This is a genomic window from Sphingobium aromaticiconvertens, from assembly GCF_037154075.1.
Lineage (GTDB): Bacteria > Pseudomonadota > Alphaproteobacteria > Sphingomonadales > Sphingomonadaceae > Sphingobium > Sphingobium aromaticiconvertens.
In genome coordinates, this window is the sequence record NZ_JBANRJ010000001.1 from 4141925 (window position 1) to 4156890 (window position 14966).

Below are 14966 nucleotides of genomic sequence, written 5' to 3' on the forward strand. Positions count from 1 at the left end.
CCAAACTTTTTGTTAACCATCTGCCATGCAAAGTGACCCCAACGAGACATGGGATCATGAGCATGAGCAACGTTCAGGAAGCGGTTTTTCACATCGGCCAGACGATCAACCGGCAGATGCTGACGACGCCCGCATCCAATTTTCAGCCTGAGCCGATCAGCACGATCATCGAACGACTGAACGCCCGCGTTTCGGCCAATGCGGCGCGGACGGCGGCCATGCGGACCGCAAACGCCTAAAGCAGCAGCAACTGCGCCACCGGCGCGAAGCTGCGGCGGTGGAGCGTCGTCGGGCCGTGGGTCCGCAGCGCCGCCAGATGCTTTGCGCTGCCATAGCCCTTGTTCGATTCCCAGCCATAATGTGGATGCTCGACAGCGGCGGCGATCATCATCCGGTCGCGCGTTTCTTTCGCGATGATCGAGGCCGCGGCGATCGACAGACACTTGGCATCGCCCTCCACGATCGCAGTCGATGCCCAGCGCCATTGTGGACAGCGATTCCCGTCCACCAGCACATGCGCGCACTCATGGGATAGCGCCTCAACCGCGCGGGTCATGGCCAGCATGGTCGCCCACAATATGTTGATCGTGTCGATCTCCTCGACGCTGGCGATACCCACGCCCCAGCACAGCGCTCGTGCCTTGATCTCCACCTCCAGCACGGCGCGGCGCGGGGCTGACAGCTTCTTGCTGTCGTCCAGCCCCTGCGGACAATCCTCCGCCCGCAGAATGACGGCGGCGGCGACTACTGGCCCCGCCAGCGGCCCCCTGCCCGCTTCATCGACGCCAGCGACCAGACTGGGGTGATGCAGGCGTTCATGCGCGAAGTCAGGCATGAGCGAGGAACCCATGCGGTACGCCCATAGGCCCATGCCCGCCGCCCAGCCCCGGCGCCAGTTCAAGCGCAGCGCGAACATATTTGCGGGCGCGTTCCACAGCATCGGTCAAGGCCATGCCCTGCGCCAATCCGGTGGCGATCGCGCTGGCAAGGGTGCATCCCGTTCCATGCGTATGCGGGGTGTCTATTCGGGCATTGGCCCACGACTTTATGATACGGTCCGGGCCAATGAGGCGATCGGTCAGCATCGGGCCGTCGCCATGCCCGCCCTTCGCCAGCACATGCGTGTCGAAGGCCACTGCGATCCCGTCCCCGCCCAGCGCATCCAGTTCAGGGATATTGGGCGTGACCAGTGTTGCGATGGCCATGAGTTTTTCGAAGGCCGCGATCGTGGCATCGTCGGCCAGCGCCGACCCGCTGGTGGCGACCATGACCGGATCGAACACGATCGGCACCCCGTTCAGCATGGCCAGTCGCTCCGCCACGGCGTGGACCGTTTCCGCGCTACCGATCATGCCGATCTTCACCGCGTCCACGCCGATGTCGCTGATAACGCTGTTCATTTGCGCCAGCACCATAGCGGTGGGGATGGGGTGAACGCCCTGCACGCCCAACGTGTTCTGGGCGGTAACTGCTGCAATCGCGGTCATGGCGTGGCCGCCCAGCATCGTTACGGCCTTTATGTCCGCCTGTATGCCAGCGCCGCCACCGCTGTCTGACCCGGCAATGATGAGGATGCGCGCCATGGTCATGCGCGAAACCGGCGCTCGGTCGAGGCCGGGTTGCGGGCCAGCGCATCGCCCATGCGGGTCGGCCGGTCCATCAGTTCGCCGCCGCAATTGGGGCAGCGATCGTCCAGCGCATCGGTGCATGGGGCGCAAAAGGTGCATTCGAACGAACAGATGAACGCGCCCGGCTCATCGGCGGGCGTATCCACGCCGCAGCGTTCGCAATCGGCACGCATTTCGAGCATCAGGCCGTCACTTTCGCGACGGCAGCGCAGATGCGTTCGACCACATCCCTGACCTGGTCTTCGCTGTCCCCCTCGGCCATCACGCGGATGACCGGTTCAGTGCCAGACGGGCGGATGACCAGACGTCCGGCTCCCTCCAGTTCCGCCTGCGCCTGCGCGATCACGCGCTTCACCTCTTCATGCTCCAGCGGCTTGCCACCGGAAAAGCGGACATTCTTGAGCAACTGGGGCACGGGATCGAACTGGTGCAGCAATTCGCTGGCCGACCTGCCCGATCGCACCAGCGCGGCCAACACCTGAAGCGCGGCGATGGTGCCATCCCCGGTGGTCGCATAGTCGGACAGGATCATGTGCCCCGACTGTTCGCCCCCGACATTGAACCCACCACTGCGCATCCGTTCCAGCACATAGCGATCACCGACGCTGGTGCGTTCCAGCGCGATGCCCTGCCCGGCAAGAAAGCGTTCCAGGCCCAGGTTGGACATGACCGTCGCGACCAGCCCCCCACCGCGCAACACGCCTTCCCGCGCCCAGTTGGCCGCGATCAGGGCCATGATCTGGTCGCCATCAACGATCTTGCCCTTTTCATCCACGACGATCAGCCGATCCGCGTCGCCGTCAAGCGCGATGCCGATGTCGGCGCCTGACGACACGACCGTTTCCTGACACAGAAGCGGCGCGGTGGAGCCACAGGCGTCGTTGATATTGGTGCCGTTGGGCGTGACGCCGACTGCGACGACTTCCGCCCCCAGTTCCCACAAGGCGGAGGGGGCAACCTGATAGGCCGCCCCATTCGCGCAATCGACCACGATCTTCAGGCCATCCAACCGCAGGTCCGCCGGGAAGCTGGATTTTACCGCATGGATATAGCGGCCACGCGCATCCTCCACGCGGCGAGCGCGGCCGATATCCTTGGACTCCGCCAAGGAAATGTCCTGATCCAGCAGCGCCTCGATCTTCAGTTCATCCTCATCCGACAGCTTGTAACCGTCCGGGCCGAACAGCTTGATGCCATTGTCGAAATAGGGATTGTGGCTGGCGGAGATCATGACGCCCAGATCCGCACGCATCGAATGGGCGAGCAGCGCGACAGCAGGCGTCGGAATCGGGCCGAACTGCACCACGTCCATGCCCACGGCGGTAAAGCCCGCGACCAGCGCATTTTCGACCATATAGCCCGACAGGCGCGTATCCTTGCCAATCACCACGCGGTGCCGGTGGGTGCCGCGCTGGAAATGGGTGCCGGCAGCCATGCCCACCTTCATTGCCAGCGCCGCCGTCATCGGCCATTTATTGGTGCGCCCGCGAATCCCGTCGGTGCCGAAATATTGCCTGCTCATACTGTCCCGCCACTCGATCGAAATGTCCAGGGTGCAGACCCATTAGCTACGAGGTCGAGATGGAGACGAAAAAGGGCCGTGGGAGGGAGAGCGCGCCGCCAGATAGCGGGGCTATCTGGCAAGCGATCGACCGCGCCACGGCCCTTTTTCGTCCCACCCGCAGGGCATTGTTTTCCGGGCGCTGGGGTACGTCGAAACGCTCGAACGGGGGAAGACCCCCGTTCTTCGCGCTTCTCCTGCCCCAGCATCCCGGAAAACAATGTCTCGATCCTCGTAGCTAATGGGTCTGCACCCTAACCCACCCATAGCAATCTTTGATCGACATTCCAGCCGACAGCCGCCATCCCTTCGACAATGAACGGTTTCAACGCGGCGGTAGATGCGCTTTCTGGCGCTATATTCTTCAAGGTGCCGTTGTTCGGCGCGCAGATCGAACTGATCGTACTCTATCTGGCGCTGCCGATGCTGTTCTTCACGCTGTGGCTGGGTTTCCCCAATATTCGCCATGTGGGCCGCGCCTTTCGCATCCTGCAACGCCAGCCGCGAGAAGGCGAGGCGCAGGGCGATGTCAGCCAATGGGGCGCACTGACCACCGCGCTGTCCGGCACGATCGGTCTTGGTAACATCGCGGGCGTCGCGGTGGCGCTGACCATGGGCGGTCCCGGCGCGATATTGTGGATGTTCATCATCGGCTGGTTCGCGATGACCGTAAAGATGGCGGAGGTCACGCTGGGCCTGAAATATCGTGTGTTCGACGCACAGGGCCACGTCCATGGCGGACCGATGTATGTGCTGAAGGCAGTCGGCGCAGCGCGGGGCTGGCCCCGGATAGGCATGATGCTGGGCGGCGCCTACGCCTTTTTCGCGTTGTTCGGAGCCATCCCGATGGTGCAGGTCAACCAGAGCTATGCCCAGGTGAAGGTCGTGACGGGCCTCACCAACGGCTGGGCCTATGGCGTTTTCCTGGCCGCCGCCGTGGCGTTGGTGACGCTGGGCGGCGCGGCATGGCTGGGCGAAGTGTCGAAACGGCTGACCCCGCTGAAAGTCGCGGTCTATCTGTTCGGCGTGCTGGCCATATTGGCCCTGAACCTTGGCGCCATTCCGGGCGCGGTTGCGCAAATCTGGGATGGGGCATGGAATGGCACGGCGGCGACCGGCGGCGCGGTGGGCGCTTTCGTCGCGGGAATGCGGCGGGCAGTCTTCGCGAGCGAGGCGGGCGTGGGATCGGCGGTGATGGCGCACAGTCTGGCGCGGGTGGACCATCCCGTATCCGAAGGGCTGGTTGCACTGCTGGAACCGCTGCTGGGCACGATGATCGTGTGTGCGCTGGGCGGGCTGGCGCTGGTGGTTGCGGGGACATGGGATGATGGGCTGGAAGGGATCGCGATCACCTCGGCCGCTTTTGCACAGGTTTCGCCCTGGTTCCCCTGGCTGCTGGCGGTCGTCGTCTTTCTCTTTGCCTATTCAACGCTGGTGGCCTGGGGGTTTTACGGGCTTCAGGCATGGGGCTATCTGTTCGGGAACGGACCACGCGCGCAATGGAGTTACAAGATCCTCTATATCATCGCCCTGCCCCCGGCAGCGGCGATCGACCTGGGCCGGGTGGTCGGCATCGTGGATTCCAGCTTCTTCCTGATGGCTATCCCCAACGTGATCGCGCTGTACCTGTGCGCGGGGGAGTTGCGGCGGGATCTCAAGGCCTATCTGGAAGGCAGCAAAAACCCCGCCGGTTAAGGGCAGGGCTTCTGTTTCATAGTCCTTCGTTGCCTTTACAACGCAAAGGTTAAATCTTGTCGCCTAGTGCGCCTTTGACCGAACCCTTGATGTCCTGGCCCGTGCCCTTGGCCTTCTGCGCCTTCCCTTCGGCTACCAAACGCTCATTATCGGTGGCATTGCCGACCGCTTCCTTGGTGGCGCCAGCGGCCTTGTTACCTGCAGCCTTAACCTTGTCGGTGAATTCACCCATCCATTGTCTCCTTCGCTTGGAATTGCCTTATCAACGAAGGGCAGATCAAAAGAGTTTCCAAAGGTTCGATAACGTAACAATGCACATGCTGATCACAGCCAGGGTTTAGTCTGCGCGAAACGCTCTGGCGAACTGGTCCCTTAGCGGCCGTGTCAGAAAGGATAGCAGCGTCCTGTCGCCCGTTTCGATAAAAATCTCGGCCGGCATTCCGCGTTTCAAAGCGGGTTGCTCCGCCTCTGTGGCGTTTTTCGACGAAAGCGAAACCCTGACAGGGAAATAGGCGTGCAAACCGTTTGCGTCTGTAACACGCTCGCTGGCGACATAGGTAATCACACCCGTCACTTCCGGCGTAACCGTGCGACTGAGGGTGGAGAAACGGATGCGAACCGGCTGGCCGACACGCACCTGATCGATATCGTCCGGACTGACGCTGCCTTCCACCAGCAGGCTATCCCGATCGGGCACGATCTCCATGATCGTTTCCGCAGGCCGGATGACACCACCAATCGTCGTCGCCGCCAGTTTTTCCACGACGCCTGCATAAGGCGCCCGCAAAACGCTTCGGTCATGCGCATCGCTGGCGCTGACCGAGCGGATGCGCTGCTGGTTGAGGGCTTCGTTCAATTGCGCCAGTTGTGCGGCTGCTTCCGTTCGCCGGGTCTGGCCAAGCTGGATCAACTGTTCACGCGTTTCGCTGATGCGCGCTTCGGTCTGGGCAATCTGGGCCTGAAGCATTGCGACATTGCCGTCTAAATCGACCGCCGTCCGCTCAAGCTGATTGAGACGGCCAAGGGTAACGAGCTTCTTCTCGTACAGATCGCGAATCCCCTTCATTTCCGGCGCTATCAGGCGGCTTTGCTGCCGCAGGGCGGCAATCTGGGCACGATAGCCAGCGATCTGTTCTGCATATTGACCAATTCTGGCGCGCGATTGCGCGGCAAGGCTTGCAACCTCCTGTTGGCGCAGATGGAATATCCGCTGTTCATCGGTCTTCGCTCGCATAGCCGATTCATCCTTGCGGGCAGCCAGCTCCGCCGGGAACGACCAAGCCGCTGCGCTCGTGCGTTCCGCCTCCAACCGGGCCTTCTGCGCCAGCATCTGGTCCAGCGTCAGCGTTGAAAATGCGGCATCGGCCCCACTGACACGATCATCGAGCCGCAACAGCGGCTGTCCCTTTTCAACCCGCTGGCCGTCGCTGACCAATATCTCGGCCACCGTGCCGCCCAATGGATGGGCGATCCGCTTTATCCGGGATTCGGCGCCGACCTGCCCTGAACCGATGACCGCTCCCCCGACCGGCACAAGCGCGCTGGCCCCGCCAAGACCGAACAACGCGGTGCCCAAAAGAATAAACGTCCAGCGCCGTCCCTGGCGCAGCCGGATCTCAGGGTCGCTCCAGGTGTCGCCCGCCCGCCGCCCGACACGGATCGCTCCAGCGGATGCCATCATCTGTCCCTCAGCCATTGGCGCGCAGGCCTTTCTGTTCGACGGTATCAGCGTGCCGGGAAGCAGGGGAGGCCGTCGGCTGCATCGTCGTCGCACCTCGCCCGGCGACGTCCTGAACAACCTGATCGCGCAGTCCGAATGTCTGCATCTCACCCTTGTTAAGCACCAAAACCTTGTTGAGATTGATCAGGGTGGATGGCCGGTGGGCGATCACCACTACAATACCCTTGCGATGACGTACCCAGGCGATGGCCTTCTGCAACGCCGCCTCACCTGCAGCGTCTATGCTGGAATTGGGTTCATCCAATATCAGCAGAAATGGGTCGCGATACAGCGCACGGGCAAGCGCGATCATCTGCTGCTGCCCCATCGAGAGCGCCACACCATCCGGTCCGACCTGCGTTTCATAGCCTTCGGGCATGGCGACGATCATATCATGCACCCCGGCCCGATGCGCTGCCGCGACGATGTTGCTCGCTACAGGATCATCCTCAAATCGCGCTATGTTCTGGGCGATAGTGCCATCGAGCAATTCGATGCCCTGCGGCATATATCCGACATAGCTGCCCCGTTTCCCTCGATCCCACTGATCCAGTGCAGCCCCATCCAGCCGGACAGCCCCCTGCATCGCGGGCCACACACCGGCAATGGCGCGTCCCAATGTCGATTTGCCCGCAGCGCTGGGACCAATGATCGCCAACCCGTCGCCCGCTTCCAACGTAAAATCAATGCCGCGCACGGTCGCCTTGCCCAGCAATGGCGGGCCGACCGAAACATTCTCCACCTTAACCTCCCTGGTGGGCATCGGCAGATCGACCGACACGGTCGCAGTTTCGGGGAAAGCCGCCAGCATCCCGCTTAGTCGCGCCCAGCTCTGCCTTGCGCGAATAAGGCCGCGCCAGTTTGCGATGACCTGATCGACCGGGGCCAGCGCCCGAGCAGCCAGGACAGAGGACGCAAAGATGACACCCCCCGATGCCTGCCCATTGATAACCAGCACGGCGCCAACAGTCAGAAGCACCGATTGCAGGAGCATCCGCCCGATACGGCTGATCCCGCTCAACGCCTGCAACCGTGCCGACAGGCGCGACAGGCTGGCTCCATGCGCCCGGTCAACGCGATCCCAGCGATCCCACACCCGCTTTTCCATCCCCAGCGCGGACAGAAGGCCCGCATGGCGCACGGCGACCTGCGCCCTCGCCTGCCGATCGAGGGTGATCCGGGCGAGATCATCATGCGGCTTGCGGGTCAGACGGTCAGTCAGCAGCGTCAGAGCGAACAACAGCCCCCCGCCTATCAACGCGACCACGCCCAGCCATGGATGAAGCAGCGAGAGAATACCGACGAAAAACAGGATCCACGGCAGATCGATAAGGGCCACTGGCCCCGGACCGCTCATGAAAGCCCGGATCGAATCCAGATCCTGTAAGGGCGCCAGCGGTCCGCCCTCCTTCGCCTGCCCGGATAGCGCCACCCCGCTCATGACCATATGGGTCCGCCGGGCGAGCGCGTGCTGGAAGGCGCCGCCGACATCGCTCAATAAACGACCGCGCAAATGATCGAACAGGCCCTGGAGCGTATAAACGATCAAAAGAAGCCCAAAAAGTCCAACCAATGTCGGAATACTATGACTCGGTAGAACCGAATCATAGACCAGCATCATGTAGAGCGATCCGCCGAGTACCAGGACATTAAGACCTGCACTAAGCATTCCAACCGTTATATAGGTAGAACGATAGCGCCGCGCCACATTCGCGAGCTCATTATTCGATTGTCGATCCCCGATATTCATATGCCCGCACCATGCCCCGAATGGTCAACTTTTGATTATTGGACATAATCAACATCCGTTAACAATCCTACCGTGGGAGACTCAGCTCATCGCAAAATCAGGTTCCCGCCCAGGGAACGCCAAAACCAGCCGCCGAGCGCAAAAAGGTAAGAAGCGCGACCCATGCCACGAACAACGCCGTTCCCCCGATATCCTGCGACCAGAAAGCCAGACCATGCCGCGCCTGCCGGGCCATCATATAAAGCGAGCGCCCGGCCTCACTCACTGTCAGACCGATGATCGCGCCCGGCAATCCGTAGTGCTGATACCCCACAGGGAGCGCCACGCATAAAAGAGCAATCCGCAGGGAATGGGCATAGCTGACCGGTCGGGCATTGCCGAACCCCAGAAGCGCCACTTCGTTCAGTTGCGCCAGCACCGCGAACCAGGCCGAAATCAACAGCAGGAACAGGGCCGGACCAGCAGCCTGATAACGAGGGTCATAGAGCAGATCGATGGCAATGTCCGCGCCAACAGCCAGCGACCCGATCCCCAGCGACGCCGCGATGACGATCAACCGCCGCATACGAACAAATTCGTGCAAGGTCGCCTCGCCCCGATCCGTCCGGTACAGCGCGAGCAATGGAAAGATCACGCGATAGGCAAGGCGACCCGCAAGGCCGCTCGGCAGATCGGAAATATTGCGGGCGATGCCATAGAGACCCAAAGTCTGCATCGTCGCCATGCGACCGATGAACAGCCGATCAAGATAGGTCGAGGCATAGTTGAGCAGCGAGGACGCCATGATCCATTTGCCGAAATGGACGATTTCTTTCACATGCTCGCGGTCCAGCAGCAACCGGTGCGCCGGATGCGGAAGCCGGTAGCTCATCACAGAGCGCGCAGCGATGGACAGCAGCATCCCCCAGATGAGCGCCCACACCGTGGGCGTGACCAGCGCCAACCCCACGCAAAACATAAAATTAATGCATTCCGCCTGTAACTCGAAAAGGTTACGGCGACGCACCTCCAGATTTTTCACCAGCACGAAGATCGAAGTAGAGGCAAAGGCCGTCAGCAGCGGCGCAAGACTGACGGCAAGGAGGACAGACAGGTCGAGGTGATAGAGGGAGGCCAGCGCGGGCGATAGCGCCGCGAACAGCAGGGACAATGCGCCGCCCCGGATCAGCTGGATCGTCCATGCCGTATTGAAGAATCGTGGCGAAAGCCCTTGCCGGTGATTGACGATATTCTGCTCTATCCCGACGTCGCTCAACAGTTCGATGCCCAGCCGGATACTGTTGACGATGACCATGACGCCGAAAATTTCCGGCGCCAGTAATCGGGCCAGGATGACCGACGAGGCCAGCTTCAGGACGAAAGAGGCCCCAAATGTAACCACCGTCCACATCAACTTGTTGAAAAGGCTGGATTGCTCCTGCCCCACATGAGCCATATCCGACACGTCCTCGGCACCGGCTGCGGTCATGGGAGGAATGCCATCGTTGCGCCCATATTTTTCCCTTTTCCCCGGAAACGCCTGGCGAATGATCGCAGGTCATTGCCCTAGAGCATTTTCAAAGCAGATAGAATCATCTGTTGCCTTACGAAAATGCGTCAAATCAAAAACCTAGAGCGGTTTCCGCTCCGATTGCATCGGATGGTCGCTCTAGCCCTTTGATTCAGCGCATTTTCCATAGCAGGCGTTTCCAACCGCTTCGAAAATGCTCTACCGCTGGGCAAATGGATCGTCAAAACAAGCATATCTCCCTAATTCACAATTAACCTAGAACCTAACGCAGACGACAAGAGTTGGGCGTTATCCTCTCCTTATAGTTCGGGGGAATAGACATGTATTTGAACGCCAAAAATCAAGAACTCTATCTCTCGGCCAGTCCAAATTCCTGGCCGAAAACAGGTATAAGCGGCGGCACCCGTTATGGATCGAGTGCCAACGATGTATTTTATAGTTCCGTAGCCGAAACAATGATTGGCGGCAATGGAGACGATTCCTATCATTTGTATAATGCCAGGGCATCCATCAAGGAATATGCTGGTGAAGGAATTGATACCCTCTTCGTCAACTACTGGGGTGGCGCCACCCTTCCTGCCCAAATCGAAAATCTTATACTCAACTCACCAGGCTCGACCTATGGCACCGGCAACGCCCTCAACAACATCATCATAGCAGGCGATGCTGGAGCATTGCTCAATGGCATGGCCGGCGACGATGTGCTGGTCGGGGGCAAGGGCGCCGACATCTTCGCGATCAGTTCGGGGAACGGCTCCGATGCCATATACGGCTTCACGCCCAGCTTTGACGCCATAACGCTGACAAACTATGGCATTACCAGCTTTACCCAGTTGCAATCACTGGCGAGCCAGAATGGCGACGATGTCGTCATCCGTTTTGCCAATGCCGAAACGCTGATTTTGCGCGACATCGACCTGAAGGATCTGGGCGCGGCGGATTTTGATCTGCCCATCGATACCGGGCCGGTCCCGGAAGGGTTCAAGCTACTGACCGGCAATACCAAAGTCTACATCGATGATGGCTGGAAAGTCCTCAACAACATGTGGAACGTCAGCGACCTGACCTATGGCAAAGACTATAGCATCAACAGCCATTTCGATCCCAACGATCTGACGGCGGGCGTGACCTTCAACTGGTCGGTTCCCCTGGTGACAAGTGCTTATCCATCGATTCGCGGCTTTCCCGAAGTGATATTCGGCGCCGCGCCAAATGGTGGCGGTGGCACCAATCCCACCGACAAGGCGCATGTCTTTCCCATCGCAGTCAGCGATATTTCCGAACTGACCGCCGATTATGACGTCAGCTTTTCCGGCAACAAGGGCGGCTTCAACGTCGCGTTCGACATCTGGCTCACCAGCGTGAAGGGGGGCAATGCGTCCACCATCACCAATGAAATCATGGTCTGGCTGCACAAGGGCGACTTCCCCCCTTACGGCAGCCAGATTGGCACCTATACCAACGGTGATTTCACCGCCCAGATCTGGCATGAAGGCACCTATACCGCGATTGTCGCGGACACCGACTCCTATTCCGGCACGCTCGACGTCGCCCACATATTGGCGACGCTGAAATCCATGGGGATCGTGTCCGACCAGGAATTTCTTGCATCGGTCGAATTGGGGGCAGAGCCTGTTTCCGGTTCAGGTTCCCTGACCATCAACAATCTCGACCTCCATCTCGAAAGCCGCGAAGTCGACGGTTATATCACGATAAAGGACGTAACCGGGTCCGGTACGACGGTCACAACGGTGGCGGAAAACAGCGCCCCGGCCTTCGATTCGTCCAATGGCGGCGATGTTCTGACCATCTCGATGAACGAAAACCATCATTACGTCACGAAGCTCAACGCCACCGATCCTGATCAGGGCGACACGGTCAGCTATGCCATTTCGGGAGGCGCGGATGCCGCGCTGTTCTCGATCGACGCGGAAACCGGCATATTGACCTTCATCAAGACGCCGGACCATGAGGCCCCGAACGACAGCGATGCCAATGGCATTTATGATGTCATCGTCAGCGCCGGCGATGGCCGCGCCAGTAGCAACCAGGCATTGGCCATCCACGTCAAGAACCTCAACGAAGCCCCGTCAGCAGATGGCGCAGTGCGGATCGACACCATCGGCGGAACGACCACTGGGCCGATCGCCATCGGTGCCAGCGATCCCGACAAGGACACGCTTTCCTACTCCGTCAAGAACGGTCAGGCGCCCAGCCGTGGCTCTGTCGCCATCAATCAGGCCGATGGCACTTTTACTTACCATGCCATCGGCACCGAGGCGGGTTCAGACCAGTTCATCATTACGATTGACGACGGCAAAGGCGGCGTGATCGATCAGGTCGTGACGCTGGATATTGTCAAGGACGTCACCACGATTACCGGTAGTGACCGCGTCGAACGGCTGGTTGGCGGCAACACGCCCACCGAATTCTACGGCATGGGCGGCGATGATATCATCATCGGTGGCAATGGCGACGATTTTATCAATGGTGGCGCGGGCGCTGACACCATGACCGGCGGAAAAGGCGATGACAGTTACGTCGTCACCTCGACATCCGATATCGTGATCGAAAAAGCCGGTGAGGGCGATGACACGGTGATCACGTCCGTCGCCTATACGCTGGGCGATCATGTCGAAAACCTCGTTCTTTCGGGAACGCGCGGCTTTCGCGGAACCGGCAATGCGCTCGACAACGTCATCACCGGCAATGCCGGGGACAATCTGATCGACGGTGGCGCGGGTGCGGACAGGATGATCGGCGGCGGCGGCGATGACACCTACATCGTCGACAATATCAACGATATAGTCGTTGAAAATCCCGGTGAAGGTATCGATCTCGTCTATGCCTCGGTCAGCCATGTCCTTGGCGCCGATGTCGAGCGCCTGATCCTGACGGGTATCGACGACATCAATGCAACCGGCAACGCACTCGACAATGTGATCACCGGCAATAATGGCCGGAACATCCTCGACGGTGGCGGCGGGGCCGACAAGATGAATGGCCAGCAGGGTGACGACGTCTACGTCGTCAACGATGTTAACGACGTCGTGATCGAAAATTGGCACGATGGTTTAGGCGGCAATGACACGATCCTTTCGTCGGTGAACTACAGCCTGTCCGACTATGTGGAAAATCTTGTTCTGACGGGCACGCAGAACCTCAACGCATCGGGGAACGCCCTCAACAATGTGCTGAACGGCAACGCAGGCGACAATATCCTGAAGGGCAATGCAGGTAACGATATCCTGAAGGGTGGGGCAGGCTTCGACACGGCGGCCTATTCGGGCAAGGCTGCGGATCACATTTTCTTCACCAAAGATGGCCAGCTTTACATTCAGGATATGAACAAGGCCGATGGTGATGACGGCACCGACCGTCTCACCAGCGTCGAAAAGATCGCTTTTGCCGACGGAACGACGAAGGCGATCGCATCGGCCATCGTCGTCGATCTTGGCGGCAAGGGGATCACGCTCGATTCAGCATCTGCTTCCGCGGCACGCTTCGACTTCAACGGCGATGGTGCAGCGGACAAAAGCAGTTGGTTTGGCAAGGACAATGCCATGCTGTTTATCGACCGGGACGGCAATAACACATTGTCCGGCTCGGAAGAAATGGACTTTTTCCTGGGTGCGAAGGATGCCACCTCCGCCCTTTCCGCACTGACGGCGTTTGATGACAATAAAGACGGCCAGATAACATCCGCCGACGCCATCTTCAGCCAGTTCCACCTGTTTGCTGACAGGGACGGAAACGGCACAGTCGGCAGCGGAGAGAGCCTGTCTCTGTCGGATGCCGGCATCACCGCCCTGTCCCTGAATGCAACCGGCAGGAGTGGCGCCGTGGACATCAGCGGCGCCACGCTGCTCAACAGTGCCTCATTCACTTGGGCCGATGGATCCCATGGCCTGCTGGGCGAGGCGATACTGGGTTATGAACCGGCTGCGCTGCATCCGAACGAGGGGCATCTGCTGATCTGACGCCCCTCTTGCCCGCCATTGCTTGACAGGCCGGAAACCGGCCTGTCATAGCCTGCGCCTTCGTAAAAAATGCGGGAGTGACGGACGTTGATGATCCGGTCCGTTCAATATTGGCGCGCAATCGCGGCCCTGACGGTGGTCATCGCCCATATATTGCTGCACCCCATGCCCTTCCCCGATCCGACCTATCGGCGATTGGGATCGTTTGGCGTGCTGCTCTTCTTCGTCATCAGCGGCTTCATCATGGTCTATACGACAGGCAGGGGGCGCTTCGATCCCGCCGATTTCCTGCGCCGCCGGATAGAACGTGTGGCGCCATTATACTGGCTGGTGACGTTCGCCGTTGCAATGATGGCGATCGTCACTCCCTCCCTGCTCAGGAACACGACCTTTTCCTTTCAGCAATTGCTGCTGTCCTGCCTGTTCATTCCCTATGCGCGCGCTGATGGTGAAATCGTGCCGCTGATGAAACTTGGCTGGTCGTTGAATTATGAAATATTCTTCTACATCCTGTTCGCCACCACCTTTCGGCTGACGGCAGTGCAACGCGTCGCCTCCATGGCGGGCGGCTTCCTGTTTATCATCTTATTGGGGCAGATGATCGGCTTTACCCAGCCAATCGCTTATTTCTATACCCAGCCCGTCATCCTCTCTTTTTGCGTCGGCATGGGAATCGGGCTGTGCATCCTCAACGAACAGCTATGGAGGAAGATGCCCGGCCCCATTTTCTGGGCGATACTGGCCGCTCTCCTGTTCACCGCAGGCTTCATGGTCACCCCGGATGCGGCCGTCAACATGGCGACCGATGCCTGCTTCACCCTGGCGTCGGCGGCGATGCTGCTTTTCGGGCTGAGGGTCAAATCAGGGATAGCCCCTTCACCAGTGGGCCTGTTTCTGGGCGACATTTCCTACGCAATCTATCTGGTACATATGTATGTGGTGGCCGCAGTGGCCCTCATAGTGTCACGCCTTTTCGGTGCACCCAGCCTGCTGCTCACGATCCCGCTGACTATCGGTATCACCATCGCGGTTTCCGGCCTTGTCCATCACATGTTCGAAAAGCCCGTCCGGCGCTGGTTTCGTGCACAACATGTCCGGCGCACGGCCGCCTCGACCTAACTG

At 59.9% G+C, this 14966-nt stretch carries 12 protein-coding genes; 4 read left to right on the plus strand and 8 right to left on the minus strand.

Annotated elements, in window-relative coordinates:
- Positions 1-62: 62 nt before the first annotated feature.
- Positions 63-239: a hypothetical protein gene (locus tag WFR25_RS19980; protein ID WP_336973097.1), complete on the plus strand. Its 177-nt coding sequence runs from the start codon at positions 63-65 to the stop codon at positions 237-239.
- Here WFR25_RS19980 and WFR25_RS19985 read toward each other — a convergent pair.
- From WFR25_RS19985 to glmM, 4 genes are read right to left on the minus strand one after another with little or no spacing between them, the layout of a single operon-like run.
- Entirely contained in the window at positions 236-835 is a 600-nt protein-coding gene (locus WFR25_RS19985) for a ribonuclease HII (protein ID WP_336973099.1), read from the minus strand. The genes WFR25_RS19980 and WFR25_RS19985 overlap by 4 nt on opposite strands.
- Positions 828-1589, minus strand: coding sequence for a bifunctional hydroxymethylpyrimidine kinase/phosphomethylpyrimidine kinase (gene thiD, locus WFR25_RS19990; RefSeq protein WP_336973101.1), 762 nt, complete (start codon positions 1587-1589; stop codon positions 828-830). Before thiD ends, WFR25_RS19985 begins: the two co-directional genes overlap by 8 nt.
- Complete coding sequence (locus WFR25_RS19995; protein ID WP_336973103.1) at positions 1586-1810, minus strand: DUF1272 domain-containing protein; 225 nt, start codon at positions 1808-1810, stop codon at positions 1586-1588. The genes thiD and WFR25_RS19995 overlap by 4 nt, the downstream gene beginning before the upstream one ends.
- Positions 1810-3150 carry a phosphoglucosamine mutase gene (gene glmM, locus WFR25_RS20000; RefSeq protein ID WP_336973104.1) on the minus strand — a complete coding sequence of 447 codons (1341 nt, stop codon included), beginning with the start codon at positions 3148-3150 and terminating at the stop codon, positions 1810-1812. Before glmM ends, WFR25_RS19995 begins: the two co-directional genes overlap by 1 nt.
- Before the next feature lie 354 nt (positions 3151-3504).
- Here glmM and WFR25_RS20005 point away from each other — a divergent pair, with 354 nt between their 5' ends.
- The gene (locus WFR25_RS20005) at positions 3505-4884 is read left to right on the plus strand and encodes an alanine/glycine:cation symporter family protein (protein WP_336973107.1); all 1380 of its coding nucleotides are present in this window, start codon (positions 3505-3507) and stop codon (positions 4882-4884) included.
- A gap of 49 nt (positions 4885-4933) precedes the next feature.
- Here the strand turns inward: WFR25_RS20005 and WFR25_RS20010 are convergent, their stop codons facing one another.
- From WFR25_RS20010 to WFR25_RS20025, 4 genes are all read right to left on the minus strand, one after another.
- On the minus strand, positions 4934-5116 hold the full coding sequence (locus tag WFR25_RS20010) for a CsbD family protein (RefSeq protein ID WP_336973109.1): 183 nt from the start codon (positions 5114-5116) through the stop codon (positions 4934-4936).
- A 105-nt stretch (positions 5117-5221) separates the two neighbouring features.
- Entirely contained in the window at positions 5222-6565 is a 1344-nt protein-coding gene (locus WFR25_RS20015) for an HlyD family type I secretion periplasmic adaptor subunit (RefSeq protein WP_336973111.1), read from the minus strand.
- A gap of 7 nt (positions 6566-6572) precedes the next feature.
- Complete coding sequence (locus tag WFR25_RS20020) at positions 6573-8354, minus strand: type I secretion system permease/ATPase (protein ID WP_336973113.1); 1782 nt, start codon at positions 8352-8354, stop codon at positions 6573-6575.
- Between the two features lie 97 nt (positions 8355-8451).
- Positions 8452-9822: an oligosaccharide flippase family protein gene (locus WFR25_RS20025; protein WP_336973115.1), complete on the minus strand. Its 1371-nt coding sequence runs from the start codon at positions 9820-9822 to the stop codon at positions 8452-8454.
- Between the two features lie 497 nt (positions 9823-10319).
- Between WFR25_RS20025 and WFR25_RS20030 the strand changes: the two genes are divergently transcribed.
- Both WFR25_RS20030 and WFR25_RS20035 read left to right on the plus strand, forming a co-directional pair.
- Positions 10320-13844, plus strand: coding sequence for a GH12 family glycosyl hydrolase domain-containing protein (locus tag WFR25_RS20030; protein WP_336973117.1), 3525 nt, complete (start codon positions 10320-10322; stop codon positions 13842-13844).
- A 90-nt stretch (positions 13845-13934) separates the two neighbouring features.
- A complete protein-coding gene (locus WFR25_RS20035; RefSeq protein WP_336973119.1) occupies positions 13935-14963 on the plus strand; it encodes an acyltransferase family protein in 1029 nt (342 codons plus the stop codon).
- The last annotated feature ends 3 nt before the right edge of the window (positions 14964-14966 follow it).